22 protein-coding genes are annotated in these 22,494 nt (G+C 55.8%); 15 read left to right on the top strand and 7 right to left on the bottom strand.

Annotation, left to right across the window (positions count from 1 at the left end):
- The first annotated feature begins 196 nt into the window (after nt 1–196).
- The 4 genes from RBR41_RS00295 to hmcF all read left to right on the top strand — a co-directional run bounded on the left by RBR41_RS00295 (nt 197) and on the right by hmcF (nt 3,166).
- Nucleotides 197–481: a hypothetical protein gene (locus RBR41_RS00295; RefSeq protein WP_320350073.1), complete on the top strand. Its 285-nt coding sequence runs from the start codon at nt 197–199 to the stop codon at nt 479–481.
- Between the two features lie 120 nt (nt 482–601).
- Nucleotides 602–1,006, top strand: coding sequence for a cytochrome c3 family protein (locus RBR41_RS00290; protein ID WP_320350070.1), 405 nt, complete (start codon nt 602–604; stop codon nt 1,004–1,006).
- 46 nt (nt 1,007–1,052) lie between these two features.
- Nucleotides 1,053–1,733, top strand: coding sequence for a sulfate respiration complex protein HmcE (gene hmcE / locus RBR41_RS00285; protein ID WP_320350069.1), 681 nt, complete (start codon nt 1,053–1,055; stop codon nt 1,731–1,733).
- 44 nt (nt 1,734–1,777) lie between these two features.
- Nucleotides 1,778–3,166: a sulfate respiration complex iron-sulfur protein HmcF gene (gene hmcF / locus RBR41_RS00280; protein WP_320350068.1), complete on the top strand. Its 1,389-nt coding sequence runs from the start codon at nt 1,778–1,780 to the stop codon at nt 3,164–3,166.
- A gap of 186 nt (nt 3,167–3,352) precedes the next feature.
- Here the strand turns inward: hmcF and RBR41_RS00275 are convergent, their stop codons facing one another.
- Complete coding sequence (locus RBR41_RS00275; RefSeq protein ID WP_320350815.1) at nt 3,353–3,658, bottom strand: two-component system response regulator; 306 nt, start codon at nt 3,656–3,658, stop codon at nt 3,353–3,355.
- The gene (locus RBR41_RS00270; RefSeq protein ID WP_320350066.1) at nt 3,633–4,178 is read right to left on the bottom strand and encodes an Rrf2 family transcriptional regulator; all 546 of its coding nucleotides are present in this window, start codon (nt 4,176–4,178) and stop codon (nt 3,633–3,635) included. Before RBR41_RS00270 ends, RBR41_RS00275 begins: the two co-directional genes overlap by 26 nt.
- Before the next feature lie 342 nt (nt 4,179–4,520).
- Here RBR41_RS00270 and RBR41_RS00265 point away from each other — a divergent pair, with 342 nt between their 5' ends.
- From RBR41_RS00265 to hybD, 8 genes are all read left to right on the top strand, one after another.
- Entirely contained in the window at nt 4,521–4,937 is a 417-nt protein-coding gene (locus tag RBR41_RS00265; protein ID WP_320350065.1) for an Rrf2 family transcriptional regulator, read from the top strand.
- 212 nt (nt 4,938–5,149) lie between these two features.
- Complete coding sequence (locus tag RBR41_RS00260) at nt 5,150–5,377, top strand: hypothetical protein (RefSeq protein ID WP_320350063.1); 228 nt, start codon at nt 5,150–5,152, stop codon at nt 5,375–5,377.
- A gap of 905 nt (nt 5,378–6,282) precedes the next feature.
- Nucleotides 6,283–7,164: a respiratory nitrate reductase subunit gamma gene (locus RBR41_RS00255; RefSeq protein ID WP_320350062.1), complete on the top strand. Its 882-nt coding sequence runs from the start codon at nt 6,283–6,285 to the stop codon at nt 7,162–7,164.
- Nucleotides 7,165–7,178: 14 nt separating this feature from the next.
- Nucleotides 7,179–8,783, top strand: a complete 1,605-nt coding sequence (locus RBR41_RS00250; protein ID WP_320350061.1) for a (Fe-S)-binding protein — start codon at nt 7,179–7,181, stop codon at nt 8,781–8,783.
- 482 nt (nt 8,784–9,265) lie between these two features.
- On the top strand, nt 9,266–10,372 hold the full coding sequence (locus tag RBR41_RS00245) for a hydrogenase small subunit (protein WP_320350060.1): 1,107 nt from the start codon (nt 9,266–9,268) through the stop codon (nt 10,370–10,372).
- A gap of 11 nt (nt 10,373–10,383) precedes the next feature.
- Nucleotides 10,384–12,198 (top strand): nickel-dependent hydrogenase large subunit, encoded by a 1,815-nt coding sequence (locus tag RBR41_RS00240; RefSeq protein WP_320350058.1) that lies wholly within the window; start codon nt 10,384–10,386, stop codon nt 12,196–12,198.
- A gap of 202 nt (nt 12,199–12,400) precedes the next feature.
- A complete protein-coding gene (cybH, locus tag RBR41_RS00235; RefSeq protein WP_320350056.1) occupies nt 12,401–13,105 on the top strand; it encodes a Ni/Fe-hydrogenase, b-type cytochrome subunit in 705 nt (234 codons plus the stop codon).
- Nucleotides 13,106–13,193: 88 nt separating this feature from the next.
- Nucleotides 13,194–13,721, top strand: coding sequence for a HyaD/HybD family hydrogenase maturation endopeptidase (gene hybD, locus RBR41_RS00230; RefSeq protein WP_320350053.1), 528 nt, complete (start codon nt 13,194–13,196; stop codon nt 13,719–13,721).
- 318 nt (nt 13,722–14,039) lie between these two features.
- Here the strand turns inward: hybD and RBR41_RS00225 are convergent, their stop codons facing one another.
- From RBR41_RS00225 to RBR41_RS00215, 3 genes are all read right to left on the bottom strand, one after another.
- Nucleotides 14,040–15,431, bottom strand: a complete 1,392-nt coding sequence (locus tag RBR41_RS00225) for a DnaA ATPase domain-containing protein (RefSeq protein ID WP_320350813.1) — start codon at nt 15,429–15,431, stop codon at nt 14,040–14,042.
- A gap of 1,199 nt (nt 15,432–16,630) precedes the next feature.
- Nucleotides 16,631–17,308 carry an outer membrane protein gene (locus tag RBR41_RS00220; RefSeq protein ID WP_320350052.1) on the bottom strand — a complete coding sequence of 226 codons (678 nt, stop codon included), beginning with the start codon at nt 17,306–17,308 and terminating at the stop codon, nt 16,631–16,633.
- Nucleotides 17,309–17,980: 672 nt separating this feature from the next.
- Entirely contained in the window at nt 17,981–18,985 is a 1,005-nt protein-coding gene (locus RBR41_RS00215) for a GNAT family N-acetyltransferase (protein WP_320350051.1), read from the bottom strand.
- A 26-nt stretch (nt 18,986–19,011) separates the two neighbouring features.
- Here RBR41_RS00215 and RBR41_RS00210 point away from each other — a divergent pair, with 26 nt between their 5' ends.
- Complete coding sequence (locus RBR41_RS00210; protein ID WP_320350050.1) at nt 19,012–19,239, top strand: hypothetical protein; 228 nt, start codon at nt 19,012–19,014, stop codon at nt 19,237–19,239.
- 61 nt (nt 19,240–19,300) lie between these two features.
- Here RBR41_RS00210 and RBR41_RS00205 read toward each other — a convergent pair whose 3' ends face one another.
- Together RBR41_RS00205 and RBR41_RS00200 are read right to left on the bottom strand one after the other, a co-directional pair.
- Nucleotides 19,301–19,762: a hypothetical protein gene (locus tag RBR41_RS00205; RefSeq protein ID WP_320350048.1), complete on the bottom strand. Its 462-nt coding sequence runs from the start codon at nt 19,760–19,762 to the stop codon at nt 19,301–19,303.
- A 114-nt stretch (nt 19,763–19,876) separates the two neighbouring features.
- Complete coding sequence (locus RBR41_RS00200; RefSeq protein WP_320350046.1) at nt 19,877–20,095, bottom strand: hypothetical protein; 219 nt, start codon at nt 20,093–20,095, stop codon at nt 19,877–19,879.
- Between RBR41_RS00200 and RBR41_RS00195 the strand changes: the two genes are divergently transcribed.
- Nucleotides 20,094–21,122, top strand: coding sequence for a formate dehydrogenase accessory sulfurtransferase FdhD (locus tag RBR41_RS00195; RefSeq protein ID WP_320350044.1), 1,029 nt, complete (start codon nt 20,094–20,096; stop codon nt 21,120–21,122). The two genes, RBR41_RS00200 and RBR41_RS00195, sit on opposite strands and share 2 nt — an antisense overlap.
- Before the next feature lies 1 nt (nt 21,123).
- Nucleotides 21,124–22,389, top strand: coding sequence for a molybdopterin molybdotransferase MoeA (locus tag RBR41_RS00190; RefSeq protein ID WP_320350042.1), 1,266 nt, complete (start codon nt 21,124–21,126; stop codon nt 22,387–22,389).
- Nucleotides 22,390–22,494 lie beyond the last annotated feature (105 nt).

Raw genomic sequence — 22,494 nt, 5'->3', positions numbered from 1 at the left:
CCACTTTTATGTTTAACAAGTCAAATTAGTTATAATTTTTTAGCGCAAAAAAATAGAAACTTTATTGACGCAGTATTTTTTATATAATAATCTTTTGGTAGTGATTAAGTTGCTCAAGAATAAGAATGATTAATTGCTCTTTATCAGTGCCTCATGTACAGTGAGGCGTAACTGCGCGTGACGCAAGGGAGTTGCCATGTCTGCCTTATCAGAACGTGAGTACCTGGCGGAAGAAATTTGCGAACTGTATTCCAAGCTTGCTGGCGATGCGTATGCGGAAGACCTCAATCGGGCCAAGGATCTTGCACAGAGTGACGCGCCTCATGATCACTGGTTGCAAACCAACCGGCTGGACTATGAATCCCGCCTTTTTCTCTATCTCTCGGCAGCTTTTGCCATGAGGTGTATGAAGAATGAGCCTTACAAATGCGCTGTTTTCATGCGCAACGCGGCTGAGTCGCTTCACGGGGCCAAGTCGTAGATAAGCACAAAACCAGGGGAAATCCCGATGCATGGGCTCGGGATTTCCTTATAATTTGCGCCGGCCTGGTTTATACCGGGGCAACATCATTAGGATTATGCCAGGAAGTAAGGATTCACCATGCAGGAAAAACACATCGGACTCTGGATCACTCTCCCCTGCCTGTTGTTTTTGACCTTCGGCTTGGTGCTGTCTTCGGGCGAAGCATACGGTGAGGAGCGCATCCCCTTCACCTACCCGCCTTTCAGTGCCAAAAAAATGCCGCCGGTCTTCTTCACACACGATCAACACATAGCCTATCTGGCAGACAAAGGGCAGGACTGCACAGCCTGCCACCAGATGACGGACGAAGGCCTAGCCGAATCGTTCGGAAACGTCAGAAACGTCGCTCCAAGCAAACAGATGGACTATCTGCACGCTACCTGTACCGAATGTCACGTCAAACTTGCCAAGGGGCCCCGCCTTGTGGACTGCCGGACCTGTCATAGCGAGCGCATTGCATCTGAGAATGCCGCCAATAAGTAACTGGCTGTCACGTACAAGGTAGAAAGAAAGTAGGAGGCAAAATCAGATGGTTGATTTTATTACCGGACCCCTTTTTGTCATTTCACTCGTGATCTTTGTGGTCGGCATGCTGGCCCGCGTTTTCTGGTACGTAAACGGCCTGGACTGGCGCCTTGAACGCGTGGCCTACCGGTACCATGCCAACCGCTCCATCGCAGGCATCTTTGCGTCAATCTTCAAATGGCTGATCCCTGGTGGAACCGATGGCTGGAGAACACAGCCTGTAGCCGCTGTTTTATTTTTTCTTCTGCACTTTGGTGCCGTGCTCGTTCCGTTCTTTCTGCTTGGCCATACCGTGCTGCTTGAGCGCTATGTCGGCATAACACTGCCTTCGCTGCCCGGCACCCTGGCCGACATTTTTTCCGTCATGAGCATTGTGGCCATCGTTCTGCTGGCCATACGCCGCATGATTTCGCCTGCACTGCGCCAACTCAGCAACGGCGGGGACTGGCTCATACTGCTTCTGACATTTCTGCCCTTTGCCACCGGGCTTATGGCGCGGCTGGACATGTCCGCCTATCAAAGCTGGATGCTGGCGCACGTTTTGAGCGGTGAGCTTTTCCTTATACTGGCTCCCTTTACCAAGCTTTCGCACATAGTTCTCTTCTTCATGTCACGTGCCCAGATCGGCATGGACTTCGCCATCAAAAGGGGCGGAGCCACCCGCGGCGGCGCTTTTCCCTGGTAAGCGGGAACCTGTATCATTATTTTTTCGTCTGAAAGGAGCGGATTATGTCCGAATTGCTTTGCACCCCTACCCCAGTCACCACCAAAGAAGGCATTCTTGAACTGCTGAAGGACAAGGCCGGGGCGCAATATTATAGCCAGATGAAGGAAATGAAAGTGGACCAGGCAGCCCTGGCCCGCGATCTTGAACAGACCTGTAAATCGCGCACCCGCACATGGCTTAGTGTCTGTGCGCATTGCGCCATGTGTGCGGACAGCTGCTTTTTCTACAGAACCAATAACAATGATCCCACACAGATTCCGTCATACAAGATACAGGCCACCCTGGGCGAACTATTGCGCCGCAAGGGCAAGGTTGACACCGAATTCATGATCAAGTGCATGGACGCTGCCTGGGGCAAGTGCACCTGTTGCAACCGCTGCAGCGTCTATTGCCCCCATGGCATAGACACGGGCGTCATGTTCAGCTACCTGCGCGGCATACTGTTCAAGCACGGCTTTATTCCCTGGGAAATGAAGATCGGTTCCGGCATGCACCGCGTGTACGGCGCGCAGATGGACGTGACCGAAGAAGACTGGCTGGAAACCTGCGAATGGATGGTGGAAGAGCAGCAGGAAGAATGGCCTGATCTTGAAATCCCTGTGGAAAAAGAAAATGCCGACGTCATGTACGTTCTTAACGCCCGTGAGGTAAAGCACTATCCTGAAGACATCGCCCTGGCCGCGATTCTCTTCAGCGTGACCGATACCAACTGGACGGTACCCAGCGAAGGCTGGGAAAACACCTCGTTGAGCATGTTCGCAGGCGACTGGGAAGGCTGCGCGCAAAATGTCAAGCGCATCTATGCCGCTGTGGACCGCCTCAAACCCAAGGTTGTTGTGGGAACGGAATGCGGCCATGCCCACCGCGCCACCGTGGTTGAAGGCCCCTATTGGGCCGGACGTGAAAGCGGAGATCCGCCGGTGCGCTTCATGCACTATGTGGAGTGGGTGGCAGAAATGCTGCGCACAGGCAAACTCAAGATTGATCCCGCGAAGAAAATCAAGGTTCCCTGCACGTTGCAAGACTCTTGCAACTATGTGCGCAACCATGGCCTTGGCAGCGCCACACGTGAAATCCTGAGCTATATTGCTGAAGATTTCAGAGAGATGGACCCCAAGAGCGACCATAACTTCTGTTGCGGGGGCGGGGGCGGCCTTAACGGCATTGGCAAATATCGCCAGGAACGCAACGTGGGGCTCAAAAACAAGCTGGACCAGATCAAGGCCACCGGCGCGGAACTGGTTATCACCCCCTGCCATAACTGCTGGGACGCCATCCGCGATATGATGGAAGTGTATGAAGAACACAAGATCAAATGGTCTTTCTTGAAGCCCCTGCTGGCAGAAATGATCATCGTGCCGCCGCACATCCGGCATAACGAACTGGAGTAAGGCAAAATCAGCAGAACGGCGTCGCTTTGTCCTTTGCCGACCGCCGTTCTGCTTTGCAAGGGCACACCTAAGCCCGTTGGCCGGGCAACAATCCCATTGCCCGGCCAACAAAAAAATTCCAAGCAGCCATGCCGCACACAAAGGCCGATGCTGGCCCCAATCTTCAAGCAGTGCGGGGGCCGCGCGTTAACAGGCTACGGCGGCAGAAACAGCACCCAGCAGCACATCACCTGGGCAGTTTTTGCTCAAAACAGGAACGCCGGTTCCGAAGCAGATGGGCCTCGGCCCCACATTTGTGCAGACAATGGCTGGAATATCGCGCGTTTGCGAATTCCTGCGCAGGCGACTGTACAAAATGGTGCCCGAAGTACCCTGCAACTCAACATCAAAGATGATGCAGTCCGGTTTGCAACTGTTGACCAGATGAAGGCTTTCGTCACAGCTGGACGCGACGCTTACCTGGTAGTTAGATTGACGTAAGACTTGCGACATCCTGTTTAGGCTTTCGGCATCGCTGTCTACCAAGAGAATATGCTTTTGCATTGGTGCCTCCGGGTTCTGATTCTGGTCTTCTGGTGACTGAATGGCCCTGTTTGCGATGAGCAGCTTGACGCGGCGAAAACCCGGCGCTCTTACGAACAGAACTGAGCGTCACCGCATCCAAAGAGTTGTGCAAAGTCATGGCGGCCTTGTCCCAAACGTCAAAGGCGGCTTTGCCGACAGGAGCTTCGCTGTTGACGCCGGGCAAGGTAATGCCCCCTTCCACTGCGTTGATTATGTCAGCCAGCGTTATGGAATCAGGGCTGCGGGCAAGCATGTGCCCCCCGGCAATGCCCCGTACGCTCTTGATAATGGTCTCGGATTGAAGCAAGCGCATGATTTTCTGCACAAACTTTTCAGAAATGCCCGTACAAGCAGCAAGTTCAGAAGCGGATGCCGGCATGTGCTGATCTTGTTCAGAAAGGCACAACAGCAAATGCAGTGCGTGACAGGACATCGTTGAAATACGCATAGTTATTCCTTATTTAGCGGGAGGCGATAAAGTTAGCGATACCCGATGCATCTAATTTAGACTGCTTTACTCATGATTCTTAGCGTAAGCCACTTAGGGCGTCAAGCGGACTTGCCATATCCTTTCTTGAGGCGTGCCCTTGGCACAAGACGCTGAAAACAACTGTGAATGATTTCTCAAGCTACACGACAAACTAAAAAAACTTGTATCATAATAGCTATGTTGATGTTACTATTTGCCACACGCGCTTATGTTTCGGACGTCGAACTTCTGTCTCAGCGTGATGAGGCCATAGGTTCCTTTTGATTTCCCCTCTTACCGCTGCTCCATGGGGGATACGCAATGAAGCTTTCAGCCAAAACGCGCTATGCAGCTCGTATTCTACTGTATTTAGCAAACAATGGGTTTGATAAACCAGTTTCTTCAAGCTTGATCGCAAGCAAAACTGGCATCAGCTCTCAGTTTATTGAACAAATTTTGCGCCAGCTGCGGCTGGCGGGCATTACAGGCAGCGTTCGCGGCGCCAAGGGTGGGCATATCCTTATGCGCAAGCCTGAAGATCTTACTTTTGGTTGTATAGTCCGTCTGATGGAAGGGGGCATTGAGTTGAGCGGCTGCCTTGAAAAACCTGGCAACTGTTCACGCTTTGACGCCTGCGAAGTGCGCAAGGCCTGGGAAAGCCTGCAAGCTACGCTCGATGGCGTGTTTGAATCCATTACCCTTCGTGACCTCATGCACGATGACCGCCTTTTGCTTTGACCAACGAGGGCCTGCCTCTTTCATGCCCTTTCGCGGGCGTTGAACCCAACGAGCGTCTGGGCAGACGTTGGGCGCACTTGAAAGCGCTGGGGCGCACTGGGGCGCTTTAGGGCGCACTGGGGCGCTGGAGTACGTAGCAGCAGTTTCAGAAGCCCTGCCCGTTGAGGCAACATTCTTCAGTCATAACCATTCGCTGAGAATACTTTTTCTCAATGACTATGGTACGTCCTCAAGGCGTTTACCTCCGCCCCAAAGGCGTTTACCGCCGCCCCAGCGAGTTCACGCCTGCAGCCAGCCCCCGTCCGCGCACCATTGAGCTTGTAGCCAGCACGGGCACTGTGGCTGGAGAGACCAGCGCCCACCCCCGTCGAGCCATCAACGTGGAACTGGCTGCACTCCGGCAGCACTCGCCCCGCGCATCAGTCGGCTTTCCCGTCTGACCTCCAGCATTCCTGCCGTTCCGCCATCCCTTGAGTACGGGCATCGTGCTGAAATGCCCGCCCCTGAGCGCCATCCCTCCCGATCCTGCCTTCCTGTCGTTTCGCCCCCTTATATGGTCAGCCTCCGCTGTTTCTTCGTGAAAACCTATTGTTCTATGACCCTCCGGCAGGGACTCCCCAAGTCTGCCATTCTGCCTGTTTTCCCGTCCCCACGTGCGGCTGCCTATTGATCTGCCCCCTTCGCAGCCAGTGACGACTGCCCGTCTGACACCCCGCTTTCCGCATGCGCACATTGCAGAGCCATTTTGCCAACCCTCTATACACATTGATTATTATTGCCTGTTGTCTTTTCTTACTTCAATGCTTTGTTAATCCCGTCTCTTTAACCGACTCTATTGCCTAGCAATTTACATAGACTGTTCATTCATTCAGCTTATTACATAGTTTTTTAGTACAATTTCAGCAGTCAGATTGCTTCTATCGCAGGCACTTTCACAATTACCGCAGAAAAAAAATTTTTCACTTGCGTAAAACCGTTTTTTACGCTTAATCTTGTTGATTTACTTAAATAAAATTATCTTAATCTTGATTAAAATTGTCATGATGAATCCTTCTGAAATCTTTGCATTTTTTTATATTTAAGGTATCAGGAGTGCCACCGGGCAACTTGACTTCATGGCTTATTGTGATCAGTTCTCACTAGAGGCTATCCGCCATAATCGCATACCCGGTACCTTTTAAGGAGAGGTTGCAGGCAAGCAGACGCATGCCGGGCTTTTAGCGGCGCACGGCCGGGCCGGGCCCGTCGAACCCACGTTTCAGCGGCATCTTGACCCTACGGGAGAAAACGCATGACCATTTTGTTTTACATCTTGGGCTATTTGGCGGTAGCCGGCTTTATTTGCATGGCATACTTGAAAATCAGGTCATACATGGCCGCCAGCCCCTTGCATGTGCGCTGGGAACTTTACCCCGTCCCGCATGAAGGCAGCAAAACCGTCTACGGCGGCAGCTTCATGGAAGAAAAGGACTGGTGGACCCAGCCGCGTCACATTTCACATTGGGGCGACATCAAGGCACTGCTCACTGAAGTGCTTTTTCTGCATGCCACGTTTGAGCACAACATCAAGTTGTGGGTGCGCTCGTATCCCTTCCATGTGGGCATGTATATGCTCATGGGCGGCACGATAATTGTGCTTTGCGCTGCCTTTGCCCAGCTTTTTGGCCTGAACCCGCAGGGCGGACTGATGCTCTTTGTGGGCAACGTCATTAACGCCATGGTGCTGGTCGGCACGTTGTGCATCATCATCGGCGGTATCGGCCTTATCGAGAGACGCCGCAATGATGACGGCCTGCGCCGCTACAGCACGCCCGAACATTACTTCAACCTGGTCATTTTCATTGTTTTCGGCCTTCTTGGCCTGGCCGCCTGGGCTTTCTCTCCCTCGTATTTCGAACTGGCCCGCACCTTTATCTACAACCTGATTACCCTCAACTTCGCCCCGCAGACCAGCATGCTGTTCAGCCTGCACCTGCTGGTGGGCTTTTTCCTGCTCATCTGGATTCCCATGACGCACATGGGGCACGTTTTCATGAAGTACTTCACCTATCATGACATTCGTTGGGGCGATGAGCCCACCAGCTACAGCGAGAAGAACAAGCAGAAAATCCTTGAGGCCCTCAAGTTCAATGTGACCTGGTCGGCCAAGCATATCTCAGGTGATGGCGCCCCCAAGAGCTGGGTAGACGTCGCCACGACCAACCCCACAGAAAAGAAAGAAGACTAGGGAGAGTTTCAGACATGAAAGACAACCTCCGTTTGACCGACGTTTCCACCGTCGAGGGGCAGATGGTCAGCATTGACCTGAAGGAAATCCCCGAACTGGCTGTGGATATGCATACCATGCCCTGGAAGCCCTTCACCGATGAGCAGAAGGAAAACACGGCCTGTATTCTTGATGAAGTCAGTGTGCTGAACATCCCCAAGCCCAAGAGCCGTGAAGAAGAGGAAGAGCTGGTCAACAAGTTCCTTTCCGGCATGCGCAAGCTGTTCACCAAGGAAAACAACTGGACCTTCCTGCCCATGCTTGAAACCAGCATGGACTACTGCGCCCAGTGCAACTCTTGCTCCGAGGCCTGCCATCTCTATGAAATGTCGGGCGAAAATGAAATGTACCGCCCCAACTTCCGTTCCGAAATCTTCCGCCGCATCTACAAGCAGTATGTGAAGAAGGAACCTCTGGCCAAATGGCGCTACGGCGACATGGACCTGAACTGGAAGACCGTGGCGCGCCTGGGCGAACTGGCCTACCGCTGCAACCTGTGCCGCCGCTGCGCCCAGACCTGTCCCATCGGCGTTGACAACGGCCTGCTGGCCCGCGAAATCCGCAAGCTGTTCAGCCAGGAAATGGGCATCTACCCCCGCGAACTGCACGAACGCGGCACTATGAACCACATGAAGGCCGGTTCCTCCACGGGCATGACGCCTGAAGTGGTCAAAGAAAACGTCGAATTCATCGACGAAGACTACACGGAAATCACCGGCGTGGGCATCCATACGCCCTTTGACGTGCAGGGCGCGGACATCATGCTGCTGCACAATGCCGGTGAAATCATGGCCTGGCCAGAAAATATCGCTTCCTTCTCCCTCATCTTTCAGGAAGCGGGCCTGTCATGGACGCTTTCCAGCAAGGCACTGGCCTATGACGGCGTGAACTACGGCGTGTTCTATGACGACGCCCAGACCGCCCGCATCGCCCTGCAGCACATGATGGCCGCCAAGGAACTGGGCGTGAAAAAGATCGTCATTGGCGAATGCGGCCATGCCCACAAAGCCCTGACGGTTATTGCCGACCGCGTCATTCCCTTTGAATACCAGGTGCCGCGCGAAAGCTGCTATGTCACCCTGCGCGACATTGTCATGAGCGGCCGCCTCAAGCTTGACCCCTCGCGCAATAACTTTCCCGTTACCCTGCACGACCCCTGCAACGTGGTGCGCCTCATGGGCATTGTTGAGCCCCAGCGCGAAATCATCCGCAAGATCGCGCCCCAGTTCCGTGAAATGCCCCACCACGGCGTGGACAACTACTGCTGCGGCGGCGGTTCCGGCTTTGCCATCATGACGCGCAACAACATCGAACAATGGCGCGGCAACATCTCTGGCCGCAAAAAGATGTGGCAGATCGCCGAAGCCTTCAAGGATTGCCTTGGCCCCGAAACCCGTAAGTACATCTGCGCCCCCTGCTCCAACTGCAAGGGCCAGATTCGCGAAATCCTTGAGCACAACGATCTGTATACCAAGAACAACTTCGCCTACGGCGGTCTGGTGGAATTGATTGTCAACGCCATGACCAACGTGGAGCCCGGCTTCATCAAGTTTGAAGGTGAAGAAGGCGCTGAAGATTAATACCCTGAATGGGGGGACGCCACAGGCAGCCACACGTGCCTGCGTTGATCAGAGGGGGGCTTTGGCCCCCCTTTTTTTGCGCCGCAAACACCAGATCACATCGCACATATCTACATATCTATATTTAATTATTTGTTTATTTTTATGTATTATGCTCTCATATAAATCGGCAATTGTGATCGCAAGTGCGTAATATTATTTTTCTCTTGCCTTTGGGCAAGTCGAACTATAACCTTAACAGTAGCTTTTATGACATAGAGCATTGTAGCTTTGAAAAAGCTTACATGCTCTATCGCTGCACAAGAGTGCAGCCCGCCACAACGTGGCGTAGATTCAGCCGCAAATCGCATTTTCCGGCTGAATGAAAACTTTGAAATGTGAAGCATTTCAAAGTTAATCTGGTCTGGGGAAGCCGGACCGCTTCCCTCCTTCCTGCATCCCCCCTCACGGTTCACTTCCAACCAGCAAGCGTTGAGGTAACTATGGCACGTCTTGAAACAACCGCCGAGGTTTTACGAAATAAGGGCGTAAGCCGCAGAGATTTTATGAAATTCTGTGCGCTCACCGCCGTTGCCATGGGGCTTGGCCCCGGCGCGGATCTGGCCATTGCCCAGGCCCTCTCCACCAAACCCCGTCTGCCGGTGCTCTGGATCAACGGGCTTTCCTGTTCCTGCTGCACCGAATCTTTTTTACGCACCGCCCATCCTCTTGCGGCGGACATCATCCTTTCAATGATTGCTCTGGACTATCAGGATACCATCATGGCGGCGGCTGGCGACCAGGCCAATGCCGCCTATGAGCAGGCCATCGAAAAATACAAGGGGCAGTACATTCTGGCCCTTGAAGGCAACGTGCCCCTGAACGCACAGGGCATGTACTGCATTGACGGCGGCAAGCCTTTTTATGAAAAGCTCAAAATGGGTGTGGAACATGCCAAGGCCGTTGTGGCCTGGGGCACGTGCGCATCGTGGGGCTGCGTGCAGGCGGCCTCGCCCAATCCCACCGGCGCCACCCCCCTGCACAAGCTTTTCCCCAACAAACCGCAAATCAAGGTTCCCGGCTGCCCGGCCATTCCCGAGGTCATGAGCGCTATCCTGACCTACATCATTACCTATGACCGCCTGCCGAGTCTTGATTCACAGGGGCGGCCCGAAATGTTCTATGGCGTACGCGTGCACGACCAGTGCTACCGCCGCGCCCACTTCGACGCCGGACAGTTTGTTGAGTCATGGGATGACGAGGGCGCGCGCTCCGGCCTGTGCCTGTACAAAATGGGCTGCAAAGGGCCTACCACGTACAATGCCTGTCCTTCCACCCGCTGGAACAACGGCGTTTCCTTCCCCATCCAGTCCGGGCACGGCTGCATCGGCTGCTCGGAACAGAACTTCTGGGATCAGCAGTCCTTCTATGACCGCATCACCACCATCCCGCACATGGGCACCAACTCCACGGCCGAAACCGTGGGTGTTGCCGCTGTGGCCGGTGTGGCGGCAGGCGTGGCCATTCACGGCGCGGCAAGCATGGTTCGCCATGCCTGCTGCGACAAGAAAAAAAACCTGGAAGCTAACGACGACACCAGCAAGAGCTAAGGAACGCACCCATGTCCTACGAATACAATACGCAAGGATATACTGTTGTTGACGCAGGCCGCCGCCTCGTTGTGGATCCTGTGACCCGCATCGAGGGGCATTTGCGCTGCGAGGTGAACATCAATGACGACAACGTCATCACCAATGCCGTTTCCTGCGGCACCATCTTTCGCGGCATAGAAATAATCCTCAAAGGCCGCGACCCGCGCGACGCCTGGGCCTTTACCGAGCGCATCTGCGGCGTGTGCACGGGCACCCATGCCCTGTCTTCCGTACAGGCCGTTGAAAATGCCCTCGGCATTGACATCCCGGACAACGCCAATATCATCCGCAACCTTATGCAGCTCTGCCTCATGTACCATGACCACCTGGTGCATCTGTACCATCTGACGGGTCTTGACTGGGTGGACGTGGTTTCGGCCTCCACCGCCGATCCCAAGGCCACCTCGGAGCTGGCGCAAAAACTGTCGCCCTGGCCCAACTCTTCGCCGGGCTACTTCAAATCCGTCAAGGACAAGCTGCTCAAGCTCATCAATTCCAACCAGCTTGGCATCTTTACCAACGGCTACTGGGGCCACCCTGCCTACAAGCTCCCGCCCGAAGCCAACCTGATGGTTGTAGCCCACTATATTGAAGCTCTGGATTTCCAGAAGGACGTGGTGCACATCCACACCATCTTTGGGGGCAAAAACCCGCATCCCAACTGGCTGGTGGGCGGCGTGCCCTGCTCGCTCAACATTGACGGCGTGGGCGCTGCCGACGTCATCAACCAGGAACGTCTGGATTTCATCCTTCAGGTCATCGAGCGCTGCCGCACCTTTGCCCAGCAGGTGGTGATTCCCGACACCCTGGCCCTGGCCAGCTTCTATGGCGACTGGCTCAATATCGGCGGCGGGCTGTCCAAGCTCTCGGTGCTGGCCTACGGCGCTATTCCAAGCATTGCCAATGATTTCAGTGACAAAAGTCTGCTTCTGCCCTCAGGGGCCATCATCAACGGCAAATTCGATCAGGTTCTGCCCGTTAACCTCACCAATCCTGAAGAAATTCAGGAAACGGTCAACCACTCCTGGTACAAGACCTATCCTGCGGGCAAGACCGGCCTGCACCCCTGGGACGGCATCACCGAGCCGCACTACAACCCCGGCCCCAATATCAAGGGCACGCCCACTGACCTCAAGCAGGTGGACGAAAGAGACCGCTACTCCTGGCTCAAGACGCCCCTGTGGCGCGGACACCAGATGGAGGTCGGCCCTCTGGCCCGCATGCTCATCGGCTATGCCCGCAAGAATGACGAAATCAAGGGCCTGGTTGACGATTTTCTGGGCCGTGCGGGCGGCGTGCCCGTCACCGTGCTGCAGTCCACCCTGGGCCGCATTGCCGCCCGCTCTCTGGAACTGGCATGGTCCGCAGAAAAAATGCGCTATTTCTATGACAGGCTTATTGCCAACCTCAAGAACGGCATACGCACCACGGCCAATACCGCCAAGTGGAATCCAGAAACCTGGCCCACCACGGAACTGCGGGGCGTGGGCTTTACCGAAGCTCCGCGCGGCGCGCTTGGGCACTGGGTCAAGATCAAGAACAGAAAGATTGAAAACTACCAGTGCGTGGTGCCCACCACCTGGAACGGCGCGCCCCGCAGCCCCGACGGCCAGTTGAGCGCCTACGAGGCCTCGCTTATGAACACGCATATGGATATTCCGGAGCAGCCTCTGGAAATCCTGCGCACGCTCCACAGTTTTGACCCGTGCCTGGCCTGCTCGACTCACATCATCGGGCCTGACGGCAAAGACCTGCTCACCGTGCGCATGGATCGGGGCATGTAGCCCCGCCCTTTGACGCCCCGGCGCACAAGCGCCCCAAGCGTAGAGCATTTTTAAAGTGAAAATGCTCGGGCGACTGTGTGAGCAGTCGCCCCGCCGCGAAGGCGTTAACGCTATTGATTTGCGCTGGTAAGCGCCGAAGCGAGCGTGTCTTGAACTTTGAGAATGGACATTCTCAAAGTTAATCTGCTCTAGGAGAACCATCATGAGCGAGATAAAAGAAAATCCGCCTGAAATGCCTTTGGGCAAGAGCATATACGTGTACCAGTTGCCCATCCGCATCTGGCACTGGGTCATGGTCATCTGTGTGTGCGTGCTCATTGTCACGGGGTACATCATAGGCAAGCCCTGGCTTTCTGTGGCAGGCACCTCAGCCTACGACACCTTTTACATGGGCTATACCCGCATGGCGCACTTCATCGCGGGCTTTGTGCTCATTATATCCACTGTGCTGCGCTACATTTACGGCCTTTTCGGCAACCGCTACTCGCGCGAGCTGATCATCCTGCCGGTCTGGCGCAAAACCTGGTGGAACGAACTGTGGCACGACATCCGCTGGTACCTTTTTCTGGACAAGGAACCACGCGCCTATATCGGGCATAATCCCCTTGCCCAGGCCGGAATGGCCGTGGGCATGGTCTTCATGCTCGTCATCATGCTTACGGGCCTTGGCATGTACGCTGAAAGCAGCCATCAGGCCTTTTTCAGGCCCTTTCTCTTTGTGCTGGACTTCGCCTACTGGATCGGCGGCAATGACCAGGAGCTGCGCAGCCTGCACCGCCTTGGCATGCTGCTGCTGGTCACCTTTGTGACTGTGCATATCTACATGGTCATACGCGAAGAAATCATGGGCAAGACCACCCTGGTTTCCGGCATGTTCAGCGGCTACAGGGAGCGGCGCAAGCCTTAAGCCCTTTCGGCCATACATCAGGGCGGCCTCGCACGAGTGGGGCCGCCCTCTGCTTGCAGGCGCAGCCTGCACCGTAACAGGACACTTCATGGAAGCGGTAGTAATCATCGGACTGGGCAATATTCTCTACGGCGACGAAGGCTATGGCGTCAGGCTGGCGCAAAATCTCTATTCTCACTGGGACTTTCCCGACCATGTGGACATTGTTGATGGCGGCACCCAGGGACAGACCCTGCTGACCCACGTTGAACGCGCGGACAAGCTGCTTGTGCTGGATGCTGTGGATTTTGGCCTGGAACCGGGGCAGATGGTCTTGCGGGATCAGGTGCCCGCCTACCTCACAGCCCAAAAGATCGGCCCGCACCAGAACAGCTTTTCTGAAGTTCTCGGCCTTGCCACGCTGCGCGGCAACATGCCCGACCACTGCGCCCTTATCGGGGCGCAGCCTGCGGCCATGACCCTGGGCGCGCCCCTTTCGCCCGCTGTGGCCCAATGCCTGAACAAAGGGGAAGACATGGCGCTGGACATCCTGCGGCGCTGGGGCGTTGAGCCCGTCCCACGGCTTGAGCCGCGCCGCCTGTCGGCCTCCGCGCTGGACGCACTGCTGGTAGAATAATATTACGATGAAATGTTTTGTGGGAGAGGGGCCGACTATCGCGCTTGTCGCATACTGACGCGTGTGTTGAAAGATTTTTGTGGGGGAGGGACCCTTTTGCAAAAGGGTCTCCTCCCCCACGCCCCCACCCCCTAAAACCTTTATTATGTTTTAGTATATAATGCACGGTGGGTTCTACTCTGACAGGCAAATTTGTACATCGCGCGCTGGTGCGCTCGCCTGGCTGAAGCCATAAAAAAACGGCCCGCTCCTTGAGGAACGGGCCGCAATTTTTTCAGCAGGCAGTGGCTATGGGGTGCGTGGCTGCAGGATCCGCAGCTAGGCGCGAGCGCCAGCAAGACCGGCATTGCGCTCGATCAACGAAACCGCGCGGGCAATACGCCGCCCTTCGGTAGACTGCTTGGAAAGCTCACGTTCCAGAGACGTAATGCCCTTGATCACAGTGGAATGACGGCGATTGAATTTTTCGCCAATCTCTTCCAGGGTCATTTCCGTATGCTTGCGGGCCAGATAAAAAGCTGTATTACGGCCTGTGACGCATTCCTTGCGGCGCGACTTGGAGGCCAGCTGGCGCTCGTTAAGGCCGTAGCTTTCACAAACAAGACGCAAAATGGTGGAAAAATCCGGGCCGCAAGCGACGTCCGCATACTGGCTCAGCACTTCCATGGCCAGATCGAGATTCAGGCCGCAATTGAGCAGACGCGCCTTGAAAATAAGGCTGTTGAGGCAGGACTCCATCTGGCGCACATCGCCATTAAGGCGGCTGGCGAGCAGCTCACAAACCGAATCCGGCAAAAGCACCTGAAAACTTCTGGCTTTCTGCCCTAGGATGTCGCAGCGCATGTCCTTGGTGGGACGGCCCATGTCGGTCAAAATGCCCGAACAGAAATGCGATACAAGCTGGCTGTCCACACGCTGCAATTCACGCGGCGAAAAGGACGATGTGAATATGGCGCGCCCGCCCTTGGCCTGAAGGTTTTTTACCACAGCCAGGGCCATGTCCTGCATTTTTTCCTTACCCTGGAAAAAGTGCACGTCCTCCATAAGCAGCACATCAAGCTCGCGAAAACGGGCTTTAAAGCCTTCAATGTCCTGAGCGCGCAGCGCGGTCACAAAGCGCGAGGCAAATTCCTCGGCAGTGAGGTAGCCCACGCGCGCATTGCCGCCCTCTTCGTTGATGGCGCGGCCCACGGCCTGGGCAAGGTGTGTCTTGCCAAGACCAGATGCGGAATTTACAAACAGGGTACGAACACAACCATGCCTGCGGCTGACGTCCTGCGCGGCGGCAACGGCCATGTTATTGGTGGGGCCAACGACAAAATCCGCAAAGGAATAGCGCCAGTTCTGCGTGCTGCGAAATATCACGGGCGCCGCAAGGGGAAGTGATGCCTGCTGCAAGATTGGCGCAGCCTGCGCAGATGGCTCAGACGTAACCTTGGGCGTCGCCGGTGCAACCTGCGGTTCTTCAGCAGGCGCCTTGGACTCCTGAGCAGGCGCTTCGTCCTCCTGACCGGCAGCCGTGATGCACACGCTGACCTGTCCCGGTTCAAGGCCCAATACAGGAGCGGCGGCCTCTTTCAAGGTCGTTAGCATCATGCTTTCCAGCCTGCTGGCCACGTAGGCATTGGGGGCCACAAGGTGCAACCCTTTTTCGTCCACACTGGCGTGCAAAGGAGCAATCCAAACTTTGAAAAGTCCGGATTTAAGCATTTTTTTGAGATTTTCAGAAATTTCAGGCCATTTTTCTCGCATGTGGCTTTGTAGCTTATAACGAGGTTTGCGGGCAATTGATGAATAAAGGCTGTTTGGGGCAGAACGCTTTTTTGCTTTCCCCAATGGCTCCGTTGGATAATCGGCAGAAATGCTTTATGTTTTTGTAATTATCGGTCAGTTCGGGCCGTCCTGAAAAGCCTTATGCCGCAAGGGTTTTAAAAATCCCTTATGCTATATTAACAAATAATGGCAGAGTTTTTAACAATTATAGTTTCAATTTTCTCTTATTTTCTCAGTTATACTCCATTTTTTTAACATGTTCAGAAAAAGTTCCGAACCGTAAGGCCAGGCTGATTGTCAAGGGGGAAAAAAGTTTTTTTTCCTTTTTTTCATGCTGTCCGAGCCAGCCAATTTTCCCTTTTGTTACGCTGAAACAAGCAAAAACTATACAGAATTTCTAGACATTCTTTCGTTCATGAACCAAACGATTTCAGGCGGTTTTGGCTTGAAGTCATAAAAGCGGCAAATGTGGGGACTTGGGCGAGCTGGGTTTTGTCACAAAACCTGTGGCGAGCGTAACGGCGCTGTACCATGCCTGTCACATATTCACTGCTGCGGGTGGCCACCAGATTTGCCGTGACATGCCCCTGGCGTGTGAGCCCACATACATACCCGTATACATGATAATAGATATTTCTATAGACAGGTTTCCGCGCGCGCCTACGCACGCTCCCCTGCCCCCAGGTACAAGTCCCAAGCTCCATGCCCCCGTAGACATGCCCATAGACACACCTGTAGGCACAGAACGCAGGCGCGCACTCTAAAGAACATGCGAGGCCCTGCCTTGTTCACATGCCGCGCCTGGGTGCGTCGATTCGTCCGAAAGGGGGGTACAACAGGCAAGGACTGGCAAGAAGGTCAGCCGCACTGGCTGGTGTTGCGGTGAAATGTCCAGCGGCCTTGGGGCATAATTGGGCATGCTCCTGCAGAAAAATACTTTGGGCCGCACAATGCGAAAGCCCCCCGAAAAATTCGGGGGGCTTTCAAAACCGGTGGCATTGCGGCCAGAAGCCGCGACTGAAAACAGGTCTACACCTCCGGCAGAGATGCAGGCATTCAGCCTTACATAGCGCTGCCTGCTGCAAAATGGGGCAGGCAACCAGGGCCTTGCGGGCCTTGGTTAGCGTCGGTTAGCCTTAGAAGCCGTAGCGCAGGCCAAGCAGGAATTCATTGTTGTAGGGGCGGTTGCCAATTTCGTACTTGACGCCGCCAACATTGGAGCTCACTTCGTTGTAGCCAAGGCTCACGAAGCGGTAAGAAGCGTCAACGGTGAAGTTTTCATTGATGTTGTAAGCAACACCGGCGCCTGCGTTCCAGGCGAAGTTGGTGAAGCGGTCATCAGCTTCAAACTTGCTGCCGTCATTGCCCCTGAGGGTGTAGCCGGTGTAGTTGAACGCCATGCCAAGACCACCGCCCACGTAGGGGGTGAAGGCGCTGTCGTTATGGAAGTCCCAGAACACGTTGGCGAACAGGGTGGAGTTGTTCCACACGCCCTTGATGTCGCGCACGTTCTTGCCGGAATCGCTCCAGCTTTTTTCGCTGTTGCCGCGCAGAGCAAATTCGATTTCAGCACGGATTGGCAGCATCTGTTGGGGCCAGAAATCGTACCCAAGGGCCAGAGCGCCACCCATGGTAAACTGGCTGTAATCGTCCACACCACTGCCGGCCAGACCGCTGCTGCGTTCCATCTGCCCGGTGCTCTGGATGCTCATAAGAAATTTGGGGGCCAGGTACATGCCGGTGCCTTCGGCAGCGGCCAAGCCGGGCAATGCCAACGTAAGGGCAAGTGCCAAAGCAACTATAAAACGTTTCATGACAGTCCTCCTAGTACTTACCCTCAGTTTTTTACGAGGGCAGCCTCAAATTTCGGTCATTCATTAGAGAATGTCAATAAATTTTCTACATTTTTCCTTTTCACTGGCCCGGATATCAAGGATTTTCTGCCCGCAGGGCAGGTCGGCGTCTCCACTGAACACACGCTCTGCCGCTCACGACGAGCCGCGTCCGGCCTGCCGTTCAGGCCGCACACGTGCAGGTCTGTGGCGTTTTCGCTCTTTACGACCGCACACGCCACGCTGGCCCAAATGTCCGTCAGTACCTGCTGGCACTGAGCATGGGCTGGGCACTGAGCATGGGCTGGGCACGGTCGCAAACAGGCAAAAACGCCCCGACGGCTGTTGCAAAAAACCGCCACTGCGTAAACAGGGCGTCATACGGACGTAGCTGCTCCACGTGAGCGCGGCATGTATCAGGATATTCTCGCGGGCACACTTGCCGCATCGGCGCAGGTTGAAGCTCCAGGCGTTGAGGCTCCGGCATGGGGAAGATCCGCGCTCATAAAGACCTGCGCGAGCACAGACGTTGTTGCTGACGATAGCGGACAAGGCCGGTCAGCAGACGCAGGAAGGACGGAGGCAGGAAAGGCACGAAAACATCAGGCAGGTATCCGGCAGTGCAGCTGCAAAGGTGGAATACGGCGCATCTGGCTATTTTTTGACCATCAGCCATGTCTGTATGGGCAGACATGCTTCTGTCCAGTGGGCCTTGTAGCCCATACGCGGGCCGGTCAGGGGCCCCATGTCGTAACGGGTCGCCCCTTGCTCGCACAGCCAGGCCACCTGTTCGATCTGCAACAGATTACCGATGCCAGCGTCCTTCCAGTCCTGATCATAGCTGAACTGCTGTCCCCGGTACACATCGCCCGCCATGCCGCCAAAAATGAAGCCCACATCGCGGCCTTCGTGCACGGCAAACATGACGCGCGCCCCACGTGCAGGAGCAAGCCGCCGCAGCATCGCGTCATAAAAGCTGCGGGCGGGCTCTTCGGCCATGCCGCACTGCCCCTCGCCCTTCCAGCTTTTATTCTCTACCGCCAGCATGCGTGCAAAAACGGCCCGCGCTTCTGACGTCGAGGCAGGCACATGCCGCTCATAGACAATGCCACGGTTCTGGGCGCGCCGCCGCCCCTTGGACATTTTGGCCCTGTGGTTGGCGGATCTGCGCGACAAAAAGCCGTCCAGCCCGCCTTGAAGAGACGCTGCGCACTGTACGGTTTCAGAATGCATAAAAAAATCATACTGACGCCCGAAAGTCCGCAGCAAACGGCGAGGCAAAAGGCCGCCCGGTTGCAAGCCACTGATCACAATACGCGGAATAAACGGTTTGTAGCGGTCTGTAAGCTCGTCCAGGAGATTGCCCAGCATGTCCACGGCATGGGGGCCGAGCAGGGGCGAGCTAAAAAACCACAACGTGTCGATGGGCGTCAGCAGGATTGCTTCGGCTGAAAACGCCTGTTCGGCGAACACCAGAACGCTGTCCACATCGTGCTGGCTTTCATGCCGCACAATAAGGCGACGCTCGGGGGCAAAAACCTCGTGAAAGGAAAGCTGCCAGGCAGGCGTACAGCAAAAGGGGTCTGCCTGTCCTGAATACAGGGCAGCCCGTTGCCACCCGGCATGCCCTTCAAACTCATGAAATGCAAGTTGTTCCATAAGGCCCATATCCCGCAACTGCCATCATGACGTTAGAGCGTTTAACACTTGAAAAGCCCGTATACGGCAGGCAAAAGCCTGCCTACGCGCATTTCGTGGCAAGGATTTTTCTGAAAATCCTTGCAGAGCAGTTACCACATTTCATTCGCAACCTGCTCCAGGTGCTGTTTCTAAATAAAGGATTTTGTGCCAAGGGCAAGGAAAAAGGCTTTTTTACGAAAGAAATGTCCTCTTACGGTACATGGCTGAAATAAAAAATGGCCTTTTGACGCAGCCAATTGGACAAAAGAACTATTTAGAGGCAGCGCCTGAACCTTACCTGACCTCTGTGGGGCATTGTTCACTACGGCTGGCGTAAAAAAACCAGCCCGCATCCGAATCCTGTGTGCGTTCAAAACAGAATTTTCCCACCGCACGCCAGAGGGTGGCAGGCTGCACCGTGGCAAAGGCCGCACTCACAGCCTCTGCCTGGGGGGACTGCTCGGCAAGAACCTTGATGGTCTGCGCTATGCCCTCAAAATAACGGGCAGAGGACGCAGCCGTATTGGCCACAACGGCACGTTCGACCATATCGTCCGTGTTCAAAAAAAACGTGGCTGTAACCCCTTCTTCCAACGTGCATATTTTTATCTGCCCCTGATCCTGTACAGTGACGGAACCAGGAGTGAATGCTTTCATCCATTTGGCTTCAAACTCTTTCCAGACCAGATCGCCGCCATCCGCGCCAACCGGGGCAGCCAGAAGCAAAAGAAAAAGGCAGAGCAACAATTTTTTCATGATAATGTCTCCTTTTTCAAACATTTCATGGTGGGCATACGTATATCTGTGTGCCACTCATTTATGTATATGTGAGCAAACGGGTAATGAAAAGCTTCCTTTTTCACTGTATCTTCATTCCCGACAATTTATGACAGGTATTTTGGCACCTGCACAAAAAATACGCAAACCGCGCAACTGGTGAAAACTGGCCCATTGGGCTTGTTTTTCAAAGCATTTTGGCTGAAGCTTATGAACCCGCAGCACGGCGCTGATAAAATTTGGCCAGACCCTTTTTCCTGCAAATGCACCCCTTGCCGTCCTGCAATCTTTACCGGAGACCACAGCCGCCATGCCCGTTTTCCCGCCGTCACCAGCCTGTGTTTTGCGCGTCATTACCCGTATCAACCATACGGGCAGGCATGAGGTGGAGGACGTGCTCCTGCGTGAAGAAGCCTATGACCTCATCTGTGACGGCAAGACCGTGGCCCGCATGCACTGCATGCCCACAGACCTTGAAGAACTGGCCGTGGGGAGGCTTTTTACCCTGGGATTGCTGCGTGATGCGCGCCAGATTGCATCCCTGACTATCCGGCATCCTGCGGGGCAGAACGCCGACCACGCGCCGCCCCCGAGTCCGCGCCTTGCGGCCGAAAGCGCCCATGGGCCGGATTCACTGGCTTGCGCCTCCACGGCGTTCACGGCATCTGTGGCGTCAACGGCATCTGTGGCGTCAACGGCATCTGTGGCGTCAACGGCATCTGTGGCGTCAACGGCGTCAGTGGCGTCAGTGGCGTCAATGGCATCTGTGGCGTCAATGGCGTCAACGGCGTCAGTGGCGTCAGTGGCCGAACCACTGTTCACGCCTGAAGGCCAGCGCGCCACGCCCCTGCCTTCCCCCAAGCTTCGCGCCGCCGGGAGCATCCTCGTCAGCCTTGCCCCGCCGCCTGCCCCGGAGGCTGCGGCAAAACAGGCAGACCTGCGGCTTGACGCCGCCCAGGTACATAGTCTTCAGGCGGCCTTTGAAGAACGCTGCGCACTGTTTCGGCAAACTGGGGCCGCTCACAGCTGCGCCCTGGCGACCCCTGAGGGCATTTTGCTGTTTTATGAAGACATAGCCCGGCACAACGCTCTGGACAAGCTCATAGGGGCCATGCAGCTTCAAGGCGTGTCCCCTCAGGGCAAGCTCATGATCTTCAGCGGGCGTCTGGCGGTGGACATGCTCGAAAAGGCCGCGGTCAGCGGCGTGTGTCTGCTTATGGCTCCGGGCGCGCCTTCGCTGGCCTCGGTGGAACTGGCCCAAGCCATGCGCATAAGCCTTCTCGGCTTCGTGCGCAAAGACAATATCAACATCTATACCTGCCCGCACAGAGTAGTCTGACATGTCTTTTTGTCCTTCTCACGCCTGCCTGCACATTCCTGGGCAGCAGATCATCCTGCCGCTGGAGAAAGCTCTGGCGGCCCTGCTGGCCTGTGCCCGCCCCACGGAGCAGACCCTTCGCCTGCCCCTGCTTGAGGCCGACGGGCGGGTATGCGCCGCCGACATCTTCGCCAGCCTGTCGCAGCCGCCTTTTGATCGCGCCCAGGTGGACGGCTACGCCCTGCACAGCGCCGACATCGCCCAGGCGCGTCCGGATTGTCCCGTCACCCTGCCTGTGAGCCAGTATCTGTATGCTGGCGGTGGGCCGGGCGCACCCCTGCCGCCCGGACAGGCCGCGCGCATAACCACAGGAGCCATGATGCCGCCGGGGGCGGACTGCGTCATGTGGCAGGAAGAAACCACTGCTGATGAAAACCGCGTCACTGTGCGCCACAGCCTGACGCCGGGCCGCAATTGCCGCCCCTGTGGATATGACGTGGCTGTGGGCCAGCCCCTGGCGCGGCGCGGGGACGTGCTGCACAGCGGCACACTGGGCCTGCTGGCCGGGCAAGGCCACATTCATGCGCACGTCTTTGACAAACCCACGGCAAGCATGCTCGCCAGCGGCGACGAACTGTGCCCGCCAGGCCGTCCGCTTTCTGAAGGCGGCATATACAACATCAGCGGCACGCTGCTGGGCATACGCCTGCAAAATCTTGGGGCACGCGTCCTGCGCATGGAAACCTGCGCCGACAGCTATGACAGGCTGCGGCAGCATGTGGAGGGCATGCTTGGGCAAAGCCGCCTGATTATCACCACAGGCGGCGTATCCTTTGGCCCACGCGACCTGATTTCGCGCCTGGCGGAAGACCTGGCAACCCGTCACGGCGGCCGCCTGCTGTTTCGCGGCCTGCACATGAAGCCCGGAGCCATGACCCTGGGCGCGGTCATAGGCGACAGCGTACTTCTCGGCCTTTCCGGCAATCCCGTGGCCGCCGCTGCGGCCTTTGGCCTGCTGGCGGGGCCCCTCATACGCAAAATGTCCGGACGCGCGCACTACGGCCTGAAGCGCCTGCGCGGCGTCATGCGCAATGACTTCGGCTCCTGCCGCAAGGATGCGCGCCGCCTCATGATGGCGAGGATTGAAGGCTTCGAGGTCTTCATGCGCCCTGAAAATGGGGGCATAGGCCAGCCAGCCCTGCGTGACGACTACAACTGCTTTGTGGACATTCCCGCAGGGTGCCCGCCACTGCGGCGCGGCATGGAAGTGGACGTCATTCTGGCATAGCCCGAACACAGCGGGGCTTTACCAGGATTTACGCCGTGGGCCGCGCGCCACGCCCCCATCCCCTGAAATCTTTACCGAACGGGCAAACAAAACAGCAAAACAAAA

Source organism: Desulfovibrio sp. (assembly GCF_034006445.1).
In the GTDB taxonomy this organism is placed as follows: Bacteria; Desulfobacterota; Desulfovibrionia; order Desulfovibrionales; family Desulfovibrionaceae; genus Desulfovibrio.
Note: the sequence above shows the minus strand (reverse complement) of the source record. Positions and strands in the feature narration are given on the sequence as shown.